Here is an 18,091-nt window from a genome sequence, read left to right as displayed (position 1 = left end):
ATCATTGGTTAAATACATCATTTTCAATGTTTTATATCATTTGCTGTTCAAAATTTAACACTGCCTGAAATTACAAAGCGTTGAAAATTGCCGCTTTATTATGAAGCCTATAACTATTCACCTCAAAAAGAAAGAGGAGCGAAATTTTCGCTCCTCTTTTTATATGTATATTACAGAAAAAATACAAATTATACCAGCACGGTACGCGGTGCAGCCGACAAAATAGCATCGGAGGTTTCGGCTTCAAATTTTCTGAAATTGCTCACAAATTTTTCGGCTAAAGCCAAAGCCGTTGCGCGATAGGCATCTTTATCTGCCCAAGTATTTTCGGGGTTGAGCATGTTGGAATCTACATTGGGGCATTGCATAGGTACTTGCAAACCAAAGATGGGGTCATCAATGTAGGGTACATTGTCTAATTTTCCTTCCAATGCTGCCTGAATGATAGCGCGGGTATCGCGCAATTTGATGCGATAGCCCACACCATAAGAGCCTGCTGTCCAGCCGGTATTCACCAACCACACATTTACGTTGGAGTTTTTAATTTTTGCGCCCAACATTTCGGCGTATTTAGAAGGGTGCAAAGGCAAAAACGGTGCGCCGAAGCAAGCCGAAAAAGTAGTTTGCGGCTCGGTGATGCCCACTTCTGTACCTGCTACTTTGGCGGTATAGCCCGACATAAAGTGATACATGGTTTGTTGGGGAGTGAGGCGCGAAATCGGAGGCAGCACGCCGAAAGCATCGCAGGTGAGGAAGAAAATATTACGCGGCTTGCCACCCACTTGCGAGGATACGATATTGTCCACATGATAAATAGGATAGCTCACGCGGGTATTTTCCGTTTTGTCCACATTATCATAATCCACCGTGCGAGTCCCGGATTTGAAGTTGATATTTTCCAACAAAGCACCAAATTTAATGGCATCAAAAATCTGCGGCTCTTTGTTGGGGTCTAAGTTGATACATTTGGCATAGCAACCACCTTCAAAGTTGAATACATTATCATCAGCCCAGCCGTGTTCGTCGTCACCGATGAGGCGGCGTTTTTCGTCGGCGGAAAGGGTGGTTTTTCCTGTACCCGACAATCCGAAGAAAATAGCGGTGTCTTCGGCTTTGCCCACATTGGCGGAGCAGTGCATCGGCAATACGCCTTTAAATACGGGCAGCACAAAATTCAACACACTGAAGATACCTTTTTTGATTTCACCGGTATAGCCTGTGCCGCCGATGATGATGGTTTTGCGCGTAAAATTAATAACGGCAAAATTGTGTTGGCGCGTACCGTCTTCGGCGGGGTTGGCGCGGAAGCCGGGAGCCGAAATTACATGCCACTCCGGCTGAAAACGCTGTATATCATCTTGCGTAGGGCGAATGAACATGTTGTAGGCAAAGATATTTTGCCACGGATATTCCGTAACAACGCGCACGCCCATTTTGTATTTGGGGTGAGCGCAGGCGAAAGCATCGCGTACAAACACTTCTTTTTCGCCCAAATAAGCGCATACTTTATCGTAGAGCTTGTCAAAGTTTTCGGAACTGAAAGGAATATTGAATTTTCCTCCCCAATCCACATGATGCTCGGTGATAGCATCTTTTACAATAAAGCGGTCGTTAGGAGAGCGACCTGTAAATTCGCCGGTATCAATTGCCAAAGCACCTGTATTGTTCAAATTTCCCTGACCTTTGCAAAGGGTAAATTCCGTGAGTTCGGCAGGCGTTAAATTCCAATATTCCGTGGCATTGCGAATGCCCAGTGCGCTCAGGTCGGCACTGTGATTTTTATGTCCTGTGATACGCATATTTTTGATGATTAGGTTAATTAATTGAAGCCACAAAGTTACGAATTTTTCTGCTATCTGTTCAAAAAAAACTATACTATTTTCGCTCATTTAAAATGCTGTGGAATTGTTTTTTATATTAAAATGTACAATATGTGTTGAAGCGTAAACAAGATATATTTTTGTAAATAATGATGCATTTGTTTTTTTATCAAAAAATGGATTGATTTTTGTTGTAATATAGTGGGTGCGCTATGGCTCACTTGATGATAAGTTTGCTGTTCGCTTGCCTATAAAGCATTGATATTTAATTATATAAGTAATTGATGATGGATAATTGGAAGAACAGGTGCTTATTCCTTATTATGTAAATAATATATATTATGTTGAAAATTTTTACTTTAGCTGCTTTTTTGGGGATACCTTTGTGTACAATATGGGCGCAAAACAAAATACAGCGTTGTGCCACTTACGAAAGCGTTCAGGAGTGGAGCAGCCAGCGTAAGGAGTATCAGAATATGTACAAACAAAAATCACTTTCGGAAAATGATGAGATGCTGACCGCCACCACCGATATTGTTATACCGATAGTGGTACATGTATTGCATAATCAAGCCGATGGCAGTACCAAGGGAAACAACATTACAGAAGCGCAAATCATTTCTCAAATTCAGAGCCTCAACGCAGACTATACCGCCACTAATTTTGAAATTAATCAGGTGCCCGACATTTTCAAACCTGCCTTTGCCAATGAAGGCACAGGCATACAATTTTGTTTGGCAAAACAAGATATACAAGGCAATGAATTTAATGGTATTCATCGTGTTTATACCACCAAAAGCGATTTTTCTCATACCCTGAACGACTGTAAAAATGTTTCGGAAGGTGGTGCTGATATTTGGAATCCGTGCCACTACCTGAATATTTGGGTAGTTCCCTCTTTGGATAACGGACAGACGTTGGGCTATGCACAATTTCCGGGGGTGGGCGACGACAACACTGATGGGGTGGTGATTGTACATAGTGTTTTTGGCAACGAAAGCGGCACGGCGCAAGGAGGCAACTACACCAAAGGGCGCACGCTCACGCACGAAGTGGCTCATTTTTTTGGATTAAAACACATTTGGGGCGATGATAACGGAGCCTGCAGCGGCACAGATGACATTAGCGACACCCCCAATCAGGGAGGCGCAACACTTTCCTGCCCCGATGAATTGCCCAGTTCCTGCGGCAGTTATAATATGACGATGAATTTTTTGGACTATACCTACGACGAATGTTTGTATATGTTTACCAAAGGACAAGTGTCCCGTATGCAGCAGGTACTCAACACGCACTCTAAACGACAATGTTTGCTCAACGCCGCCGTTACTACGCTTTGCGACAACGAAGCCATTACCCCTACCGAAAATTGTCAGGCAGATTATGGTATATTATCCGCGCCGGCGGAGCGCAAAATCTGTTTTGGCGGCAATAATGAGGCAGTGCAAACGTTTAATTATCAAAACAACGGATACAGCAATTTGTATTTGCTTGCCGAACAAACGGGTAATAAAAAAATAGTGGCTTTGAATGAAACCGAAGGTATTTTTAGTTTTGAAGGTTTGCCCGCAGGTAAGTATGAAATATGGGTGGTCAATATCCGAAATAACCAGAAAAATACATTTATCAATAATATTGAAATAGGTACTACCACTTACAATGCCCTGAAAAATATTGCAACTTCACAAAATTTATGCTTTGAAATAGTAAGCACTAATGCCCCAGTTTTTGAACATTTAGAGCCGCTCACCGCCACCGTCTATTGGGAATGTTTGTATAATCCCAACGGACAACTCAGCGGTTTGGCTCAATATCATTTAAACGTACAGGGCGGCAGTGGCACTACATATACTATCACAGGCAACAATGAAGGCGATATATTGGCGATGCAGCAAAGCTACAATTCTGTTGTTACGGACAACTACGGCTGCACCACTGCCATTGAAAGTGTTTTGGAATCCTGCGAAGCACCCACAGCCTTGGTATCGGCAGAGGCTGCGGATTTTTCTTTGCAATACGATGCCATCCAAGCCCTGATTTGGATAGCAGCAGCACAAAAATTCAACTATACCTTATTGGACAGCTACGGCAGAGTATTGGCTCAAAGCGACAGCCCACATTCTGATTTTCAAGTATCTTTACACCCTTTTGTGAAGGGAATGTATTTTTTGTATGTACAAAACAAACAAGGCAGCACGGTGAAAAAAATAGTAAAATGGTAAGAATATCATCGGTGCTTTATTATTTTAGGCAAAGTGGCAAAGTTGTTCTTTTACTGCCGTTTTTATCGTCTGAACCTTAATTTTTAGGATTGGGGAATTATCCTGATTTTTTGTCATTATTCTTTTTATTATTTGATGAATTTTTGGGTAAAAACCTTGCCCGATTGGGTGTGTACTTGCAACATATACACACCGCTTGCGAGGTGGTTGATTGTAACCTCCCTTAATCTCTCCTTTGGCAGTGTTAATAATTTGTTGATAATACTGTATTCTTGCAAAAAAGAAAAATCGTATAATAAGTCAAACCTGCCAGTGTTATAAATGTAGCGGCACAAATATAGTAAAAAACGGCAAAAATGTAAGTGGTAAACAACGCTATAAAACGCTATAAGTGCAAACAAAGATTGTGGAGGAGTTTGGGGTCTTAGTGCCCAAACGCAAGTGTGTACAAAAAGTACAGTACAAGCAACTCAGGCAGATACTGTATTGGAAGTAGATGAGATATTTTCTTACATACTATTAAAAATCAATCACATACGAATTTGGATAGCAGAAAATAAGCAAACGAGGCAGATTATTTTCTTTTTTATTGGGGAAAATGGGTAGCTGCAAGCGTATGTGGCGGAAAATACCCTACAGTTATCTGCGGTGCAATAGTTTTTCTGGTTTTTGGCAATCCTATAATTATCTGCACCAAACTACTCATACCAAAGTGGGAAAGAAACAGGTCTTACTAACCACGTCGAAAGATGGAATAACACGATACGGCAATGTTTTAGCAGATTTGTGGGAAAGGCACTGTCCTTTTCAAAAAGGAGTATATGCTCAACTTCCATTTTAAACTTTGGGCTTTTCAATACAATAAAAAAGTTATTAACCAACAATTTACATTACCCCATAACAAAGATTTGGGCAGCTTTGCCTGCAATTCTGTTTCCAAATCACACTATGTTTATCTGACAATCTTATATTGTGTGCCATAAGTAAAAGGCGTGTGACGACTCCTCTAATTTATGGCATTTTTTATCCTTAAAAGACTGTTGTATAGTTAGGTTTTTTCATTAAAAAAGCCGTTTCCTATAAAAGGGAAACGGCTTTTTTAAATTCTTATAAAACTATGTATTAAAATGGTTTAAACGTACCATCTAATTACGCATAAATTGTATGGTTGGGCACAAATTAGTAGGGCAACAAGAGATTGTCTCAATAATAACAGGACAACAAGTGCCATCTGCACAGCCTCCGTTATCCGCTGTGTAGGTGTAGCTCCCCGCCTGATTAGCAATATAAGAACTGCCCGTTCCTACTTGCACACCGTCTTTGAACCACACTACATTCGTTAAGCCCATTTCCGCCTCTAATGTAATAGATTGAGAACCGTCATCACAGATTTGCATCGGTACGCTTACACATACATCATCTATATCATCTTCTCCGGCTACGCCATTGTTCGGTGTGCTGTCTATGTCCGTTCCATTCACCGCACTGATCTCTGCCGTGTTGTAATGTACACCCTCGCTTAATATCGTTCCTACTATTGTCAGCGTTTTCGGTGCATCATTCGCCAAGAAATCGCCCACCGTCCATACACCTGTAGCCGAATCATAGCTGCCCTGACTGGCTGAACTGCTCACATACGATATACCCGTTGGCAATACATCACTCACCGAAACTCCACTCGCATCTGTGCCGCCTTCATTCGTTATCGTTATCGTGAATGTCACCTGCTCGCCTATCTGAGCGATTGTTTTGTCTATCGATTTATCCAATGCCAAATCTACAGAATCTGCAATACCCGGCGTAATCTCAAAAACATAATCTGATATTTCACATACATTACAAATACCTGTATTCGTGATAGTAAGTGTCACAAGATTATTATTTGCAGGTACTGATCCTACTAATTGAGTACTGCCATAAGGCAAATCATTAGCTGTCAAATCGCCGCTCACATCGTAAGTTGAGGACAAGTTTGTTCCTGTCGGATTTGAATAGATTTGCCATTCGTCATCTGCTGTATCGGCAGTACCTTTGTCATCTTTTACTGCTGACAATCCGAAGCTGTTCAAGGAACAAGGCAAACAGTAAAATCCGAAGTCAACTGTCAGGTTTTCATTGGTATCTGTTGTGGCAGGGTCGTTATCAGGACTTTCTCCTGTAGGCTCGCCATCACCCAAAGTGATTACACCGCTTTGAATAGTAGTTCCTACTACCGTGATGCCGTTGTCGTTGCCATCTGTGTCAGGAGTTGTTTCATCTACTGTACTGCTCTGCGTACCTGTGGGTATTTCAACCGATACGATATAGTCGCCCGCAGCCAAACCATCAAATAAGTACAGACCGCCGCCGGAGGTTACTGTCGTGTCTATCGGAGTACCCGTTGCATCCAACAAGTAAACCGTTACACCGTCTATACCTGCTTCGCCTGAATCTATCAAACCGTTGTTGTTGGTGTCGCTCCATATTTGGTTACCCACTGAATAAGTATCCGCAGGTATTGGATAAAATCCGAAGTCAACTGTCAGGTTTTCATTGGTATCTGTTGTGGCAGGGTCGTTATCAGGACTTTCTCCTGTAGGCTCGCCATCACCCAAAGTGATTACACCGCTTTGTATCGTAGTTCCTACTACCGTAACTCCGTTGTCGTTGCCGTCTGTGTCAGGAGTTGTTTCATCTACTGCACTGCTCTGTGTACCTGTGGGTATTTCAACCGATACGATATAGTCGCCCGCAGCCAAACCATCAAACAAATACAGACCGCCGCCGGAGGTTACTGTCGTGTCTATCGGAGTTCCCGTTGCATCCAACAAGTAAACCGTTACTCCGTCTATACCTGCTTCGCCTGAATCTATCAAACCGTTGTTGTTCGTGTCGCTCCATACTTGGTTACCCACTGAATAAGTATCCGCAGGTATTGGATAAAATCCGAAGTCAACTGTTAAGTTTTCATTCGTATCTGTTGTGGCAGGGTCGTTATCAGGGCTTTCTCCTGTAGGCTCGCCATCACCCAAAGTGATTAGACCGCTTTGAATGGTAGTTCCTACTACCGTGATGCCGTTGTCGTTGCCGTCTGTGTCAGGAGTTGTTTCATCTACTGCACTGCTCTGTGTACCTGTGGGTATTTCAACCGATACGATATAGTCGCCCGCAGCCAAACCATCAAACAAATACAGACCGCCGCCGGAGGTTACTGTCGTGTCTATCGGAGTTCCCGTTGCATCCAACAAGTAAACCGTTACTCCGTCTATACCTGCTTCGCCTGAATCTATCAAACCGTTGTTGTTCGTGTCGCTCCATACTTGGTTACCCACTGAATAAGTATCCGCAGGTATTGGATAAAATCCGAAGTCAACTGTTAAGTTTTCATTCGTATCTGTTGTGGCAGGGTCGTTATCAGGACTTTCTCCTGTAGGCTCGCCATCACCCAAAGTGATTAGACCGCTTTGAATAGTAGTTCCTACTACCGTAACTCCGTTGTCGTTGCCATCTGTGTCAGGGGTTGTTTCATCTACTGCACTGCTCTGTGTACCTGTGGGTATTTCAACCGATACGATATAGTCGCCCGCAGCCAAACCATCAAACAAATACAAACCGCCGCCGGAGGTTACAGTCGTGTCTATCGGAGTACCCGTTGCATTCAACAAGTAAACCGTTACTCCGTCTATACCTGCTTCGCCTGAATCTATCAAACCGTTGTTGTTGGTGTCGCTCCATACTTGGTTGCCTACTGAATAAGTATCACACAATGTGTTAGGGGTATATTCGCACTGACAAGTCGTTGTATTATAATTATCATCTGTGCAAGGATTATTGTCATCACAAGCGGTAGAAGGAGGCGTGCCGGGTACACAAGAACAAGTAGCATCTGACCACGTTTCTAAGCCATTCATACAGTTACCGTCATCGCAAGTAAGCGGTGTAACTGGTGTACCGGGTACACAGGCACAAGAAGCTGCATCGTAAGTCTCTACTCCATTCATACAATTACCGTCATCACAAGTCGGTATCTCTCCGGGAGTTCCCGCAACACATTGACAAGTAGCAGAATCCCAAGTCTCTACCCCATTTTCACATACACCATCATCGCAGGTAAGTGGAGTAACAGGCGCGCCGGGGACACAGGCACAAGTAGCATCTGACCAAGTTTCTACGCCATTCATGCAGTTACCGTCATCGCAGGTAAGTGGCGTAACAGGGTACCGGGTACACAAGCACAAGAAGCATCTGACCACGTTTCTACGCCATTCATACAGTTACCATCATCGCAGGTAAGCGGAGTAACTGGTGTGCCGGGTACACAGGCACAAGTAGCATCTGACCACGTTTCTACGCCATTCATACAGTTACCGTCATCGCAGGTAAGCGGAGTAACAGGCGTGCCGGGTACACAAGCACAGGTAGCATCTGACCACGTTTCAACGCCATTCATACAGTTACCATCATCGCAGGTAAGCGGAGTAACTGGTGTGCCGGGTACACAGGCACAAGAAGCTGCATCATAAGTCTCTAAGCCATTCATACAATTGCCGTCATCACAGGTCGGTATCTCTCCGGGAGTTCCCGCAACACATTGACAAGTAGCAGAATCCCAAGTTTCTACCCCATTTTCACATACACCATCATCGCAGGTAAGTGGAGTAACAGGCGTGCCGGGTACACAAGCACAAGTAGCATCTGACCACGTTTCTACGCCATTCATACAGTTACCATCATCGCAGGTAAGCGGAGTAACTGGTGTGCCGGGTACACAAGCACAAGTAGCATCTGACCACGTTTCAACGCCATTCATACAGTTACCATCATCGCAGGTAAGCGGAGTAACAGGCGTGCCGGGTACACAAGCACAGGTAGCATCTGACCAAGTTTCTACGCCATTCATACAGTTACCATCATCACAGGTAAGCGGTGTAACTGGTGTGCGGGTACACAGGCACAAGAAGCATCTGACCACGTTTCAACGCCATTCATACAGTTACCATCATCGCAGGTAAGCGGTGTAACTGGTGTGCCGGGGATACAAGCACAAGTAGCATCTGACCACGTTTCAACACCATTCATACAGTTACCATCATCGCAGGTAAGCGGTGTAACAGGCGTGCCGGGTACGCAGGCACAAGTAGCATCTGACCACGTTTCAACACCATTCATACAGTTACCATCATCGCAGGTAAGCGGTGTAACAGGCGTGCCGGGGATACAAGCACAAGTAGCATCTGACCAAGTTTCTACACCATTCATACAGTTACCATCATCGCAGGTAAGCGGAGTAACAGGCGTACCGGGTACACAAGCACAAGAAGCTGCATCGTAAGTCTCTAAGCCATTCATACAGTTACCATCATCGCAATCCACATTACAAGCACAAGGCGCATCATAAGCAGCTACTAAGGTATCTGTGCAAACAGTATCATTTACAAAAGTAGCAGATACATCTACATCCTGCGCAGCATCTGCTGTGATGCCTGTTACTGTAAGAGTATCGGGGCTGTTGCCATCAGGTGTGAAAGTGTAATCCGTACCACCCACGTTGATAATAATATCTCCAACTGCCGGATTAATATATGATACGGTAACATCTACATCATACAAATTATTGCTGCAAGCAGTCGGTACGGCACTATCTACAGTGAGAGTACAAACGGGGCAACAAGGTGCTGAAGCCGAGGAAAGTGTACCATAAATATCAAAATATACGTGATTGCCTGTAGTACTTGAAGTGAAGCTAATACTGATACTTTTAATCAATTCATCGGGACGAATGGCTATAAAAGGACGATTGTGATTAATATTTTCAGGAGAACTAATAGTGCCTGTTGCTGCATCATAGGTAGGTGTTGCACCTACGGTGCCTGTAGTTTGCCCTGAAGCTACAGCTGTAGTGGCATCACCCGTACCCATCACTATCCAATTCGACAGATCTGTAATAACATTACCATCAGCATCCGTAGCCGTAATCACCACTTGATCGTTCTGGTCCACATCATATACAATAAAATCAAAATCAGCAATAGGAGTATCGAAAGTAAAATTAATCGTTTGTGTATTACCTGCACTTGTTTCCAAATAAATAGGCTGAACTGGCCAAGGGACATCACTGGTATATAAGGAAGTGTAAGCAAGGGCATCTAAGGAAGTAAAAGTAGTTGGTTCTTGCCTCACTCTGCCTCCACTTGTAATACTATAATCAACGGTCATACTACCGTGTCCAGGTATGGGTGCTACAAAGCTTCCAGTAGCCGCTCCACTAATGATGGTTGTACCTAATGCGCTAAAATCGGCATAACCCTCTTGTGTTGCCTGATAGCAAAGACAGGGTAGGTTACAGACTGGTTGCACCACATGGACGGTATCAATACAAGCTCCGCCGCCCAATATAGCCACATAGTCGCCAGCAGTAGATAGGTTTGTAATAAGACCTGTTGTTGGGTCAATAGAAGCACTTGTTCCCGAAGGCGTATATAATAATGACCACATAGAACCATCTGTTGCATCGGGTAAATCATAGCTGCTTGGTGCACCTATGCTATCGCAGGCTAAAACAATATCGGGAATGGGGACACAAGTTACCGCCTCTCTGAATCCCATATCCAATGTATGATTGTTTTGTCCATAATCATCAGTGGTTACACTTATAGTGGGGATATTACTCACTAAAGTGGCATCGCTATCTCTAAAATCGCCATCGATGGTGATGTCAGTATCAGCTGTTGTAAGTAGATATCCTTGTAAGGTTCCTGTTCCACTACCACTAGACCAATCAGAAGAAGCAATGCGGACTGTATAGGTTGAATAAGGTAGTATGCCACCGGTCACATTGGAGGTATTGAAATACCAAGTACCATTAGCATCAGTTATTGTGGTTCCTACAACATTGCCTAAATTATCTAACAACTCTATGCTAACATCAGGTATCGGCAACTCTTCAGGGTCTTGCACACCATCTTCATCCGTATCAATCCATACACGATTACCTATTTCTAATGGTTGAGGACCCATATTCACAAAGTCAATATCACCCAAGCCATTTGCTTTACCAAAACTACCTTGCCATTCTCTTGGATATACCCTTGTCCATTGAAACTTATCACCAGTTGTGTGGTCATACCAGTAGTACCCACCGGTACTCCAATAATTTGTTCCTGTAGGTTCACCTGGTGCTATAGGATCCATAACAATGCTTATTAAATCTTGTGTGCCTAATAGCAATAGTGAAGCCCCTTGATTAGCTTCAGCGGATCCATCACCAGAAAGATCCTCAAAATATTCCATGGTAGTGAGACCATAACTTGTATTAGTTCCAGTATCTGTATTAAGTTGTGGGCAGCTAGGAACCGTTCCTTCCAAAGCCCAAGAAGATCCATCATAGCAAGCATAAAGCATATCTCCTAATGCGGTGGCAGTAATTGTACTATTATCACCACTCAATGCTTTAGGTTGTCCCAAACCCATTTGATGCCCCCAACGATCCATAATATTAATAATCATGTCTCCTTCTTCAGTTATCGCTATATCAGAGACTACAGGCTGTGGCGAAAAATCATCCTTGTGTACTTGCGACCAAAGATATGACCAAGGCTTATATGAGTGATAGGTGCCTAAATTGATGGTCAATTCAAGTGTCAATCCCGCCTGCGGATTAGCAGGATCAAAACTAAAAACATACCCAATAAGATCAGTGGAAACACGTGAAATGGATGCATCGCATACCATTCCTAAATATCCAACACCTTTATCGAACCCTAGTCCCCAAGGGCGCATAATTCCATTAGCGCAAGAAGGAATACCAGGTAATGACATTATATCATAGGTATTGGTTATGCCACCTAATATTGCTGCTGAAGCATTGTTTAATGTACTAGTAGGAACTGATGCATCAATACTAATCAATGTCCGTTGCTTGAGATTGACTGTCCATATCAAATTATTAACAGGGTCATAATCAGTATCGCCATATCCTGTGGTTCCTACTTTCGCAAATGCATCGAGATCCCGACAATAGGTTGTAGTGGCATCACCAATAAAATTATCATCGCCGCTTATATGATTTCTTGTGATTGTTCCTAAATCAATAGTCGATCCCCCATTCGCCGGAACTACGCCTTGCAAATCAAAACCAGCAGCTATACCAAAACTGTTATTGGATAATTCCTCTACAATGTATATCCCATCAAGACCTCTTGGACCTTCCTCTGAATGTCTTTTTGCTAAGGCAGAAAAAAAGCTTCTCTCTAAGTTTTTTTGATATGCCTGCCCCCACACTGTACCAACCTCACCAAATTTTGCAATAGTATCAATAGATATATTAATAATATTACTTGCCGTAGTAGGTACACCTTGTGTTGTCTTGTAAAATCTTCCTATAGCAACACCATCAGTCATCATTCCATCATACGCACCGGCACTATAGCGAGGAATCATAAACGACACATCATTAATAGCTGACGAATCCCAGTAATCCTGAGGTGAATTAAGCGCAAAATCAATATCCGTAGTCGGTGCTTGCACAAACTGAACCGAACTGCCATAAGCACTTCCAAGAGAAGATGTATAATCTCCCGGATTAAGACCGGTGAACTCTATCCGTGCATAAGTTGATGTGCTTATTGCACTTGATGGGAACGTGTACGACCCAGTTGCATCGGTGCTTGTACTTATGACCGTACCATCAGTTAGATATGCGGTAACTGCTATACCACTGACACCAAATTCATTGTATTCAGGTGATGAGTCCTGAAAACCATTCCCATTGTAATCTCGAAAAGCAACTCCGCTAACCTGAGCATTAAGAGTAACGGAAATACCCCAAATACCAATAAATATTTGAGAGGATAAGCATTATCTCTCAATAGTTTCTGTTTAAGGTTACTTTGTTTAAATTGTTTCATACTTTTAATTTTATTATTATATAATATAAATTTATTAAATATATTTGATATAAAATCCGTTGTGTCAAAATGCTCGCAGATAACGAGTAAATTTTTTTATAGCTAAAAACTTCAAAAGACACACTGCAATAATGGAATAACGAAAAACCAAAAGACAATCATTTTCAACAAATTATATGCCATTGTTAAATTTATTTTCTATACTATAGTATTAAATAATTTTTATCATTCTATAATATTTAATATTAAATAGCAGCTTCTATATAAAATCTCATTTTTATCTATTTACATTGTATAAAAAAGTGTATTATTGTATAAAAATCTGATTAATATTTTAATCTTATTTCCCTCACGGGTCATTTATTCTATAGGTTACATAAGCGATACGGAATTTCCGAAATTCTGTATCCAATTTTGATTTTAACATAAGTAAAATATTATATTGTGTGCTTCCAATCAGAATTTATAAACACAAAAATTTATTGAATATCATCGTAGATAACTCGCTCAATTCTTTATTAATTTTGATAATATCAGCGACATTGGCGGATAGTTCTTCCAGATCTTTCAAATAATGTTAGCAGTTTTGCCCTTGATGTATCGCCATATCATCTCTGCGGGGTTTAATTCGGGTGAATAAGGAGGAGCAAACAACAGATGAATGTTTTTAGGAATTACTAATTGTCGGCTGTGGTGAAAAGCACCATTGTCAAGTAGAAGTATCTTGAATTCTTCGGTTTTTATAAGGTGAGATTGTATCCGTTGATGGGGGAATAGGCACCGAAGAGATAGAAGTTTTGCAAACAAACGAGTAATGTTATCCCTGCACCATCCGGATATTTGACCACTTACTCGCTTTATTAACCATTTGGTTGCCCACTTTGCTTAGGATAGCACTGCCTGAAACTATGCTCGCTTTCATAAACAATATTAGGGATTTTATGAACCATAACGAAGATTTGGGCAGCTTTTTTGCAATTCTGTTTCCAAATCACTATGTTTGTCTGACAATTTTATATTGTGTGCCATAAGTAAAGGGTGTGTGATGACTCCTCTAATGTGATGACTCCTCTAATTTATGGCATTTTTTTATCCTTAAAAAACTGTCGTATAGTTAGGGTCTCTTACTAAGACAACTGCAAAAGTGATATCAAAAAGATGAATTTGCTTATATATACTATGCGTGTTTTGTATTTTTTATGGACGGCATTTTGCATGCTGTTGATAGCTATTATTTTGACTTTTGCATTTTTGGGATTGGTAGTATTGGTATGGATTACGCCACAGCACCAACGCTCACGGCTGTATATATTGCCGTATTATTTTGCCAAAATATGCTTATTTATTTGCGGTATTCGCCTAAAAGGAATTGAAAATATTCCGGTAGATTTTTCGCAGCGATATGTATTTATCTTCAACCATACTTCGAACCTCGACCCTTTAATTTCGGCTGTAGCCACGCGCGGCAAAGCAAAATTTTTGGGAAAAGCGGAGATTTTGCGGTATCCTGTTTTTGGGTATATTCTCAAGCATTTATATATTTCGGTGGACAGGTACAATGCCAACGACCGCGCTTTGAGTGTATATCGCCTCACCCGCGCCATTGTGGAGGGCGACTCCATTGTTATTTATCCCGAAGGCACGCGCAACAATGGACCCGAGTTGCTGAAACCTTTTCATAAAGGAGCTTTTCAGATTTCCATAGATACCGATGTGCCGATAGTGATGCTCACCTGCCCCGATTCGGTGTTGCGGCTGCCGGGCAACTCGTGGCTGCTGCGTCCGGGCACTATCCATTGCGTGTGGGACGGTCCCTTTTCTCCCGCCCCCTACCAAGCCGCTTGCGATGTGCAGGGCTACTCTGCTGCTGTGCGCTCGGTGATGGAAGCGCGTATGCGCCTCGCTTTTCCCGATGGCGCGCTACAAATGCCTTCCTGACGACAACACAAAAAGGGAACAGTAGCATAACTGCACACTGTTCCCTTTTTTTATAACCTGATATTGGGTTTATTTCAATGAAAATTGCATCAAAAAAAACTGCCTTTGAGGTTTTAGCTCAAAGTATTTACTCTTTTCATCAAAGATGATTTGAGATTGGCAGCTTTGTTGCGATGAATGATATGGCGTTTTGCCAAACGATCCACCATACTTACTACACTTGGCAATAAAGTAGTGGCTTCTTTTTTATCCTCAATAGTACGCAATTTTTTAATGGCATTGCGTGTAGTTTTGGCATAATAACGATTGCGCAGGCGACGTTTTGCAATCTGACGAATTCTTTTTTGGGCGGATTTATGATGTGCCATAAATGTAAAACTCTATTTTCGTTTAGATTTTTTATTGAGGTGCAAAGATATAGCTTTTTATGTGATGTTAAAACTTTTTAGGTATAAAAAATCAATGATTTAAAAATTTTTCCAATTCTGTCACCAATCTGGCTACGGGTAAGCCCATTACATTGAAGTAGCAGCCATTTATTTTTTCAATGCCTACCAATCCTATCCACTCCTGAATGGCATAGCTGCCCGCTTTGTCAAAAGGTTGATAATGAGCAACATAGTGCCGGATTTGTCCATCGCTCAAAGGCTTAAAATACACTTCGGTCACTTCCGAAAAACAATGGCGGTGTTGGCGGCTCAAAAAACAAACTCCCGACACTACTTCGTGTTTTTTGCCCGAAAGTGCGTGCAGAGTATGGCAGGCTTCTTCCTCGTTAGCGGCTTTTCCGTAGATGCTGCCGTTTAATAATACAATGGTATCGGCGGCAAGCACCAAATCATCGGGTTGCAAATCGGGCAAGAGGGCAAGTGCTTTTTTTTCTGCCAAATACTGCGGCACTTGGTGAGGCAGCATATCAGGCGGAAAATCACTTTCATCAATTTCTTTTACACGCTGCTCAAAGCGAAAACCCGCCTGCTGCAACAAAAAAGAACGGCGCGGCGATTGCGAAGCCAAAATAATTTGAGGCAAATGCGAAAACATATAATAGTTGATAATTTTGTGAGCTATACTGTTGCACAACAAGAGCAGCATCGCAAATTACGCTATTTCTGTCGTAACTGCCAAATTTTAAACAGTCACCTCTAAAAAGATACCCCCTATATTTACATCAGCGTAAAAATTTATCCTGAACCATCTTTATTATTCTTATTTCCATAATTTTATGCTTTATTTTATTTCTTGAAAAAAATATTCCTTTCCATTGCTTTTATAAAAATATGGCACACGACATCAATTTTACCACAAGTTTGCTTTCAAAAGAACAACGCTATACCGAAACCCTCCAATTGGCGCAGCACCTGCTGGCAGAAGAAAATGACCTGATTGCGAATATGGCAAATATGGCTGCTTTGTTGCGCCAAGCCTTCGGATTTTTTTGGGTGGGCTTTTATCGCATGGTGGCGGGCGAATTGCGTTTAGCTCCTTTTCAGGGTACAGTGGCTTGTACGCGCATTGCGCTGCATCGCGGGGTGTGCGGAGCAGCGGTCACGCGCCAAAGTACGCTTGTCGTGCCTAATGTAGATGAATTTGAAGGACATATCGCTTGCAGCAGTTTGTCTAAATCCGAAATTGTTGTACCCGCCCTGCATCGCGGCGAAGTGGTGTTTGTGCTGGACGTGGACAGCGACCGCCTTCGCGAATTTGACGATACCGACCGCCATTTTTTGGAAAAATTGGTGGCGATGATGCTGGCGGCTACTTATCAAAATGAAGAACAACAAAAATGAAGAACAACAAAAAACTAAACCGAATTTTTGCAATATGCAATATTGTCATCTCATCGCTCCACCGCAGTTGTGCCCCGCCGCCGCCATTGATTTGGTAAGTTCCAAAAGCCTCAGCAACCGCGCTTTGCTCATTCGGGCTTTGTGCCGACCCTCGTTTGATATTCATAATTTGTCGAGTTCCGAAGACACACAGCATCTTTCAAAAGCCCTGCAACAAATACGGCAAGCTGCCCCCCACACTTGCACCACTTTGGATATTGGCGCAGCAGGAACGGCGTTTCGTTTTTTGTGTGCTTATTGCGCCGCCACCGAAGGCGAGTACCTACTCACCGGCGATGAGCGACTGCGCCAACGCCCCATTGCGCCTTTGGTGGCTGCGCTGCGCCAATTAGGAGCCAATATCAAATATGTAGAAAAAGAGAATTTTGCACCACTTCATATTAGCGGTAAGCCATTGCAGGGCGGCACGCTCCACATTGCCGCCGATGTGAGCAGCCAATTTATCAGTGCATTGCTGCTCATTGCACCCACCTTGCAAAGCCCTCTGAAAATTTGCGGCGAAGGAAAAATGGTTTCTGAACCTTATATTGAAATGACTTTGCAGTTGCAACGCTATTTCGGCATTGAAGCGCACCGCTCCGGCAACGAAATCAGCATAGTGCCGCAAACTTATCAGGCACGCCCCTATACAGTAGAAAACGATTGGAGTGCGGCTTCTTATTGGTATGCCATTGCTGCTTTGCGGCGCGATATTGTTATTGAAATACCTGATTTGCTTGAAAATTCGTGGCAGGGCGACAGCCACCTAGTACAATGGGCAGAGCAATGGGGAGTAAAAAGTGTTTTTACAAACCACGGCTCGCTGCGTTTATATACACAGCCACCCCTTGAACAGCTACCCGCTCTGATAGAGTTGGATATGCTGGATACCCCCGATATTGCGCCCACAGTGGCGGTATTGCTGGCTGCCCTGCGGCGGGAGGCTTTTTTTTACGGTTTGCAAACATTAGAACTCAAAGAAAGCAAAAGATGCAGTGCATTACACAGCGAATTGTCAAAAATAGGGTATGCTTTTGAGCCGCAAGGAACTGCTTGGCATTTGCACCCGACAGCAGTAGATTTTGACCGTGCGGCGGCATTGCCCACATTCGCCACCCACCGCGACCATCGCATGGCAATGGCTTTCGCACCTCTGGCATTGTGTTTTCCGCGCGGGGTGCGCATTGAAAATCCGGCAGTGGCGGGCAAATCATATCCCGATTTTTGGAATGATTTGCAGCGAGCAGGTTTTGAAGTCCGTTTTGTATAAATGCCGAAAAATAAATAAGCCGAATTTTACAACAAAAAATGATATTGAAAAATATTATCTTAGTACAAATATTGAATGATAACGAACGAAATAAATGATTAAAAATGAAATATTTAACCAATAACTA

11 protein-coding genes and 1 pseudogene are annotated in these 18,091 nt (G+C 42.6%); 4 read left to right on the top strand and 8 right to left on the bottom strand.

Annotated features, from left to right (window positions below; genetic code table 11):
* Positions 1 to 188: 188 nt before the first annotated feature.
* Positions 189 to 1,799, bottom strand: a complete 1,611-nt coding sequence (gene pckA / locus IPL35_16485; GenBank protein MBK8444899.1) for a phosphoenolpyruvate carboxykinase (ATP) — start codon at positions 1,797 to 1,799, stop codon at positions 189 to 191.
* A gap of 362 nt (positions 1,800 to 2,161) precedes the next feature.
* Here pckA and IPL35_16480 point away from each other — a divergent pair, with 362 nt between their 5' ends.
* Positions 2,162 to 4,042, top strand: coding sequence for a T9SS type A sorting domain-containing protein (locus IPL35_16480; GenBank protein MBK8444898.1), 1,881 nt, complete (start codon positions 2,162 to 2,164; stop codon positions 4,040 to 4,042).
* Between the two features lie 1,145 nt (positions 4,043 to 5,187).
* Here IPL35_16480 and IPL35_16475 read toward each other — a convergent pair.
* From IPL35_16475 to IPL35_16455, 5 genes and pseudogenes are all read right to left on the bottom strand, one after another.
* Positions 5,188 to 8,253 carry a DUF11 domain-containing protein gene (locus IPL35_16475; GenBank protein ID MBK8444897.1) on the bottom strand — a complete coding sequence of 1,022 codons (3,066 nt, stop codon included), beginning with the start codon at positions 8,251 to 8,253 and terminating at the stop codon, positions 5,188 to 5,190.
* Complete coding sequence (locus tag IPL35_16470) at positions 8,199 to 8,978, bottom strand: hypothetical protein (protein MBK8444896.1); 780 nt, start codon at positions 8,976 to 8,978, stop codon at positions 8,199 to 8,201. Before IPL35_16470 ends, IPL35_16475 begins: the two co-directional genes overlap by 55 nt.
* A complete protein-coding gene (locus IPL35_16465; protein ID MBK8444895.1) occupies positions 8,918 to 11,839 on the bottom strand; it encodes a hypothetical protein in 2,922 nt (973 codons plus the stop codon). Before IPL35_16465 ends, IPL35_16470 begins: the two co-directional genes overlap by 61 nt.
* 771 nt (positions 11,840 to 12,610) lie before the next feature.
* A pseudogene (locus IPL35_16460) lies at positions 12,611 to 12,862 on the bottom strand (hypothetical protein).
* Positions 12,863 to 13,494: 632 nt separating this feature from the next.
* Positions 13,495 to 13,734 (bottom strand): transposase, encoded by a 240-nt coding sequence (locus IPL35_16455; GenBank protein ID MBK8444894.1) that lies wholly within the window; start codon positions 13,732 to 13,734, stop codon positions 13,495 to 13,497.
* A 351-nt stretch (positions 13,735 to 14,085) separates the two neighbouring features.
* Here IPL35_16455 and IPL35_16450 point away from each other — a divergent pair, with 351 nt between their 5' ends.
* On the top strand, positions 14,086 to 14,865 hold the full coding sequence (locus tag IPL35_16450; protein MBK8444893.1) for a 1-acyl-sn-glycerol-3-phosphate acyltransferase: 780 nt from the start codon (positions 14,086 to 14,088) through the stop codon (positions 14,863 to 14,865).
* A 113-nt stretch (positions 14,866 to 14,978) separates the two neighbouring features.
* Here the strand turns inward: IPL35_16450 and IPL35_16445 are convergent, their stop codons facing one another.
* Both IPL35_16445 and maf read right to left on the bottom strand, forming a co-directional pair.
* Positions 14,979 to 15,233, bottom strand: coding sequence for a 30S ribosomal protein S20 (locus IPL35_16445; protein ID MBK8444892.1), 255 nt, complete (start codon positions 15,231 to 15,233; stop codon positions 14,979 to 14,981).
* 91 nt (positions 15,234 to 15,324) lie between these two features.
* Positions 15,325 to 15,909: a septum formation protein Maf gene (gene maf, locus IPL35_16440; protein ID MBK8444891.1), complete on the bottom strand. Its 585-nt coding sequence runs from the start codon at positions 15,907 to 15,909 to the stop codon at positions 15,325 to 15,327.
* Positions 15,910 to 16,145: 236 nt separating this feature from the next.
* Between maf and IPL35_16435 the strand changes: the two genes are divergently transcribed.
* Complete coding sequence (locus tag IPL35_16435) at positions 16,146 to 16,655, top strand: GAF domain-containing protein (protein MBK8444890.1); 510 nt, start codon at positions 16,146 to 16,148, stop codon at positions 16,653 to 16,655.
* Positions 16,636 to 17,964: a 3-phosphoshikimate 1-carboxyvinyltransferase gene (gene aroA / locus IPL35_16430; protein ID MBK8444889.1), complete on the top strand. Its 1,329-nt coding sequence runs from the start codon at positions 16,636 to 16,638 to the stop codon at positions 17,962 to 17,964. Before IPL35_16435 ends, aroA begins: the two co-directional genes overlap by 20 nt.
* The last annotated feature ends 127 nt before the right edge of the window (positions 17,965 to 18,091 follow it).

This window comes from Sphingobacteriales bacterium, from assembly GCA_016711285.1.
Lineage (GTDB): Bacteria > Bacteroidota > Bacteroidia > Chitinophagales > UBA2359 > JADJTG01.
Note: the sequence above shows the minus strand (reverse complement) of the source record. Positions and strands in the feature narration are given on the sequence as shown.

Bases quoted from the DNA above. Each gene is read 5' to 3' on its own strand.
- pckA (MBK8444899.1), bottom strand. From the start codon at position 1,799: ATGCGTATCACAGGACATAAAAATCACAGTGCCGACCTGAGCGCACTG.
- IPL35_16480 (MBK8444898.1), top strand. From the start codon at position 2,162: ATGTTGAAAATTTTTACTTTAGCTGCTTTTTTGGGGATACCTTTGTGT.
- IPL35_16465 (MBK8444895.1), bottom strand. From the start codon at position 11,839: ATGTCATTACCTGGTATTCCTTCTTGCGCTAATGGAATTATGCGCCCT.
- IPL35_16450 (MBK8444893.1), top strand. From the start codon at position 14,086: ATGAATTTGCTTATATATACTATGCGTGTTTTGTATTTTTTATGGACG.
- IPL35_16445 (MBK8444892.1), bottom strand. From the start codon at position 15,233: ATGGCACATCATAAATCCGCCCAAAAAAGAATTCGTCAGATTGCAAAA.
- maf (MBK8444891.1), bottom strand. From the start codon at position 15,909: ATGTTTTCGCATTTGCCTCAAATTATTTTGGCTTCGCAATCGCCGCGC.
- IPL35_16435 (MBK8444890.1), top strand. From the start codon at position 16,146: ATGGCACACGACATCAATTTTACCACAAGTTTGCTTTCAAAAGAACAA.
- aroA (MBK8444889.1), top strand. From the start codon at position 16,636: ATGAAGAACAACAAAAATGAAGAACAACAAAAAACTAAACCGAATTTT.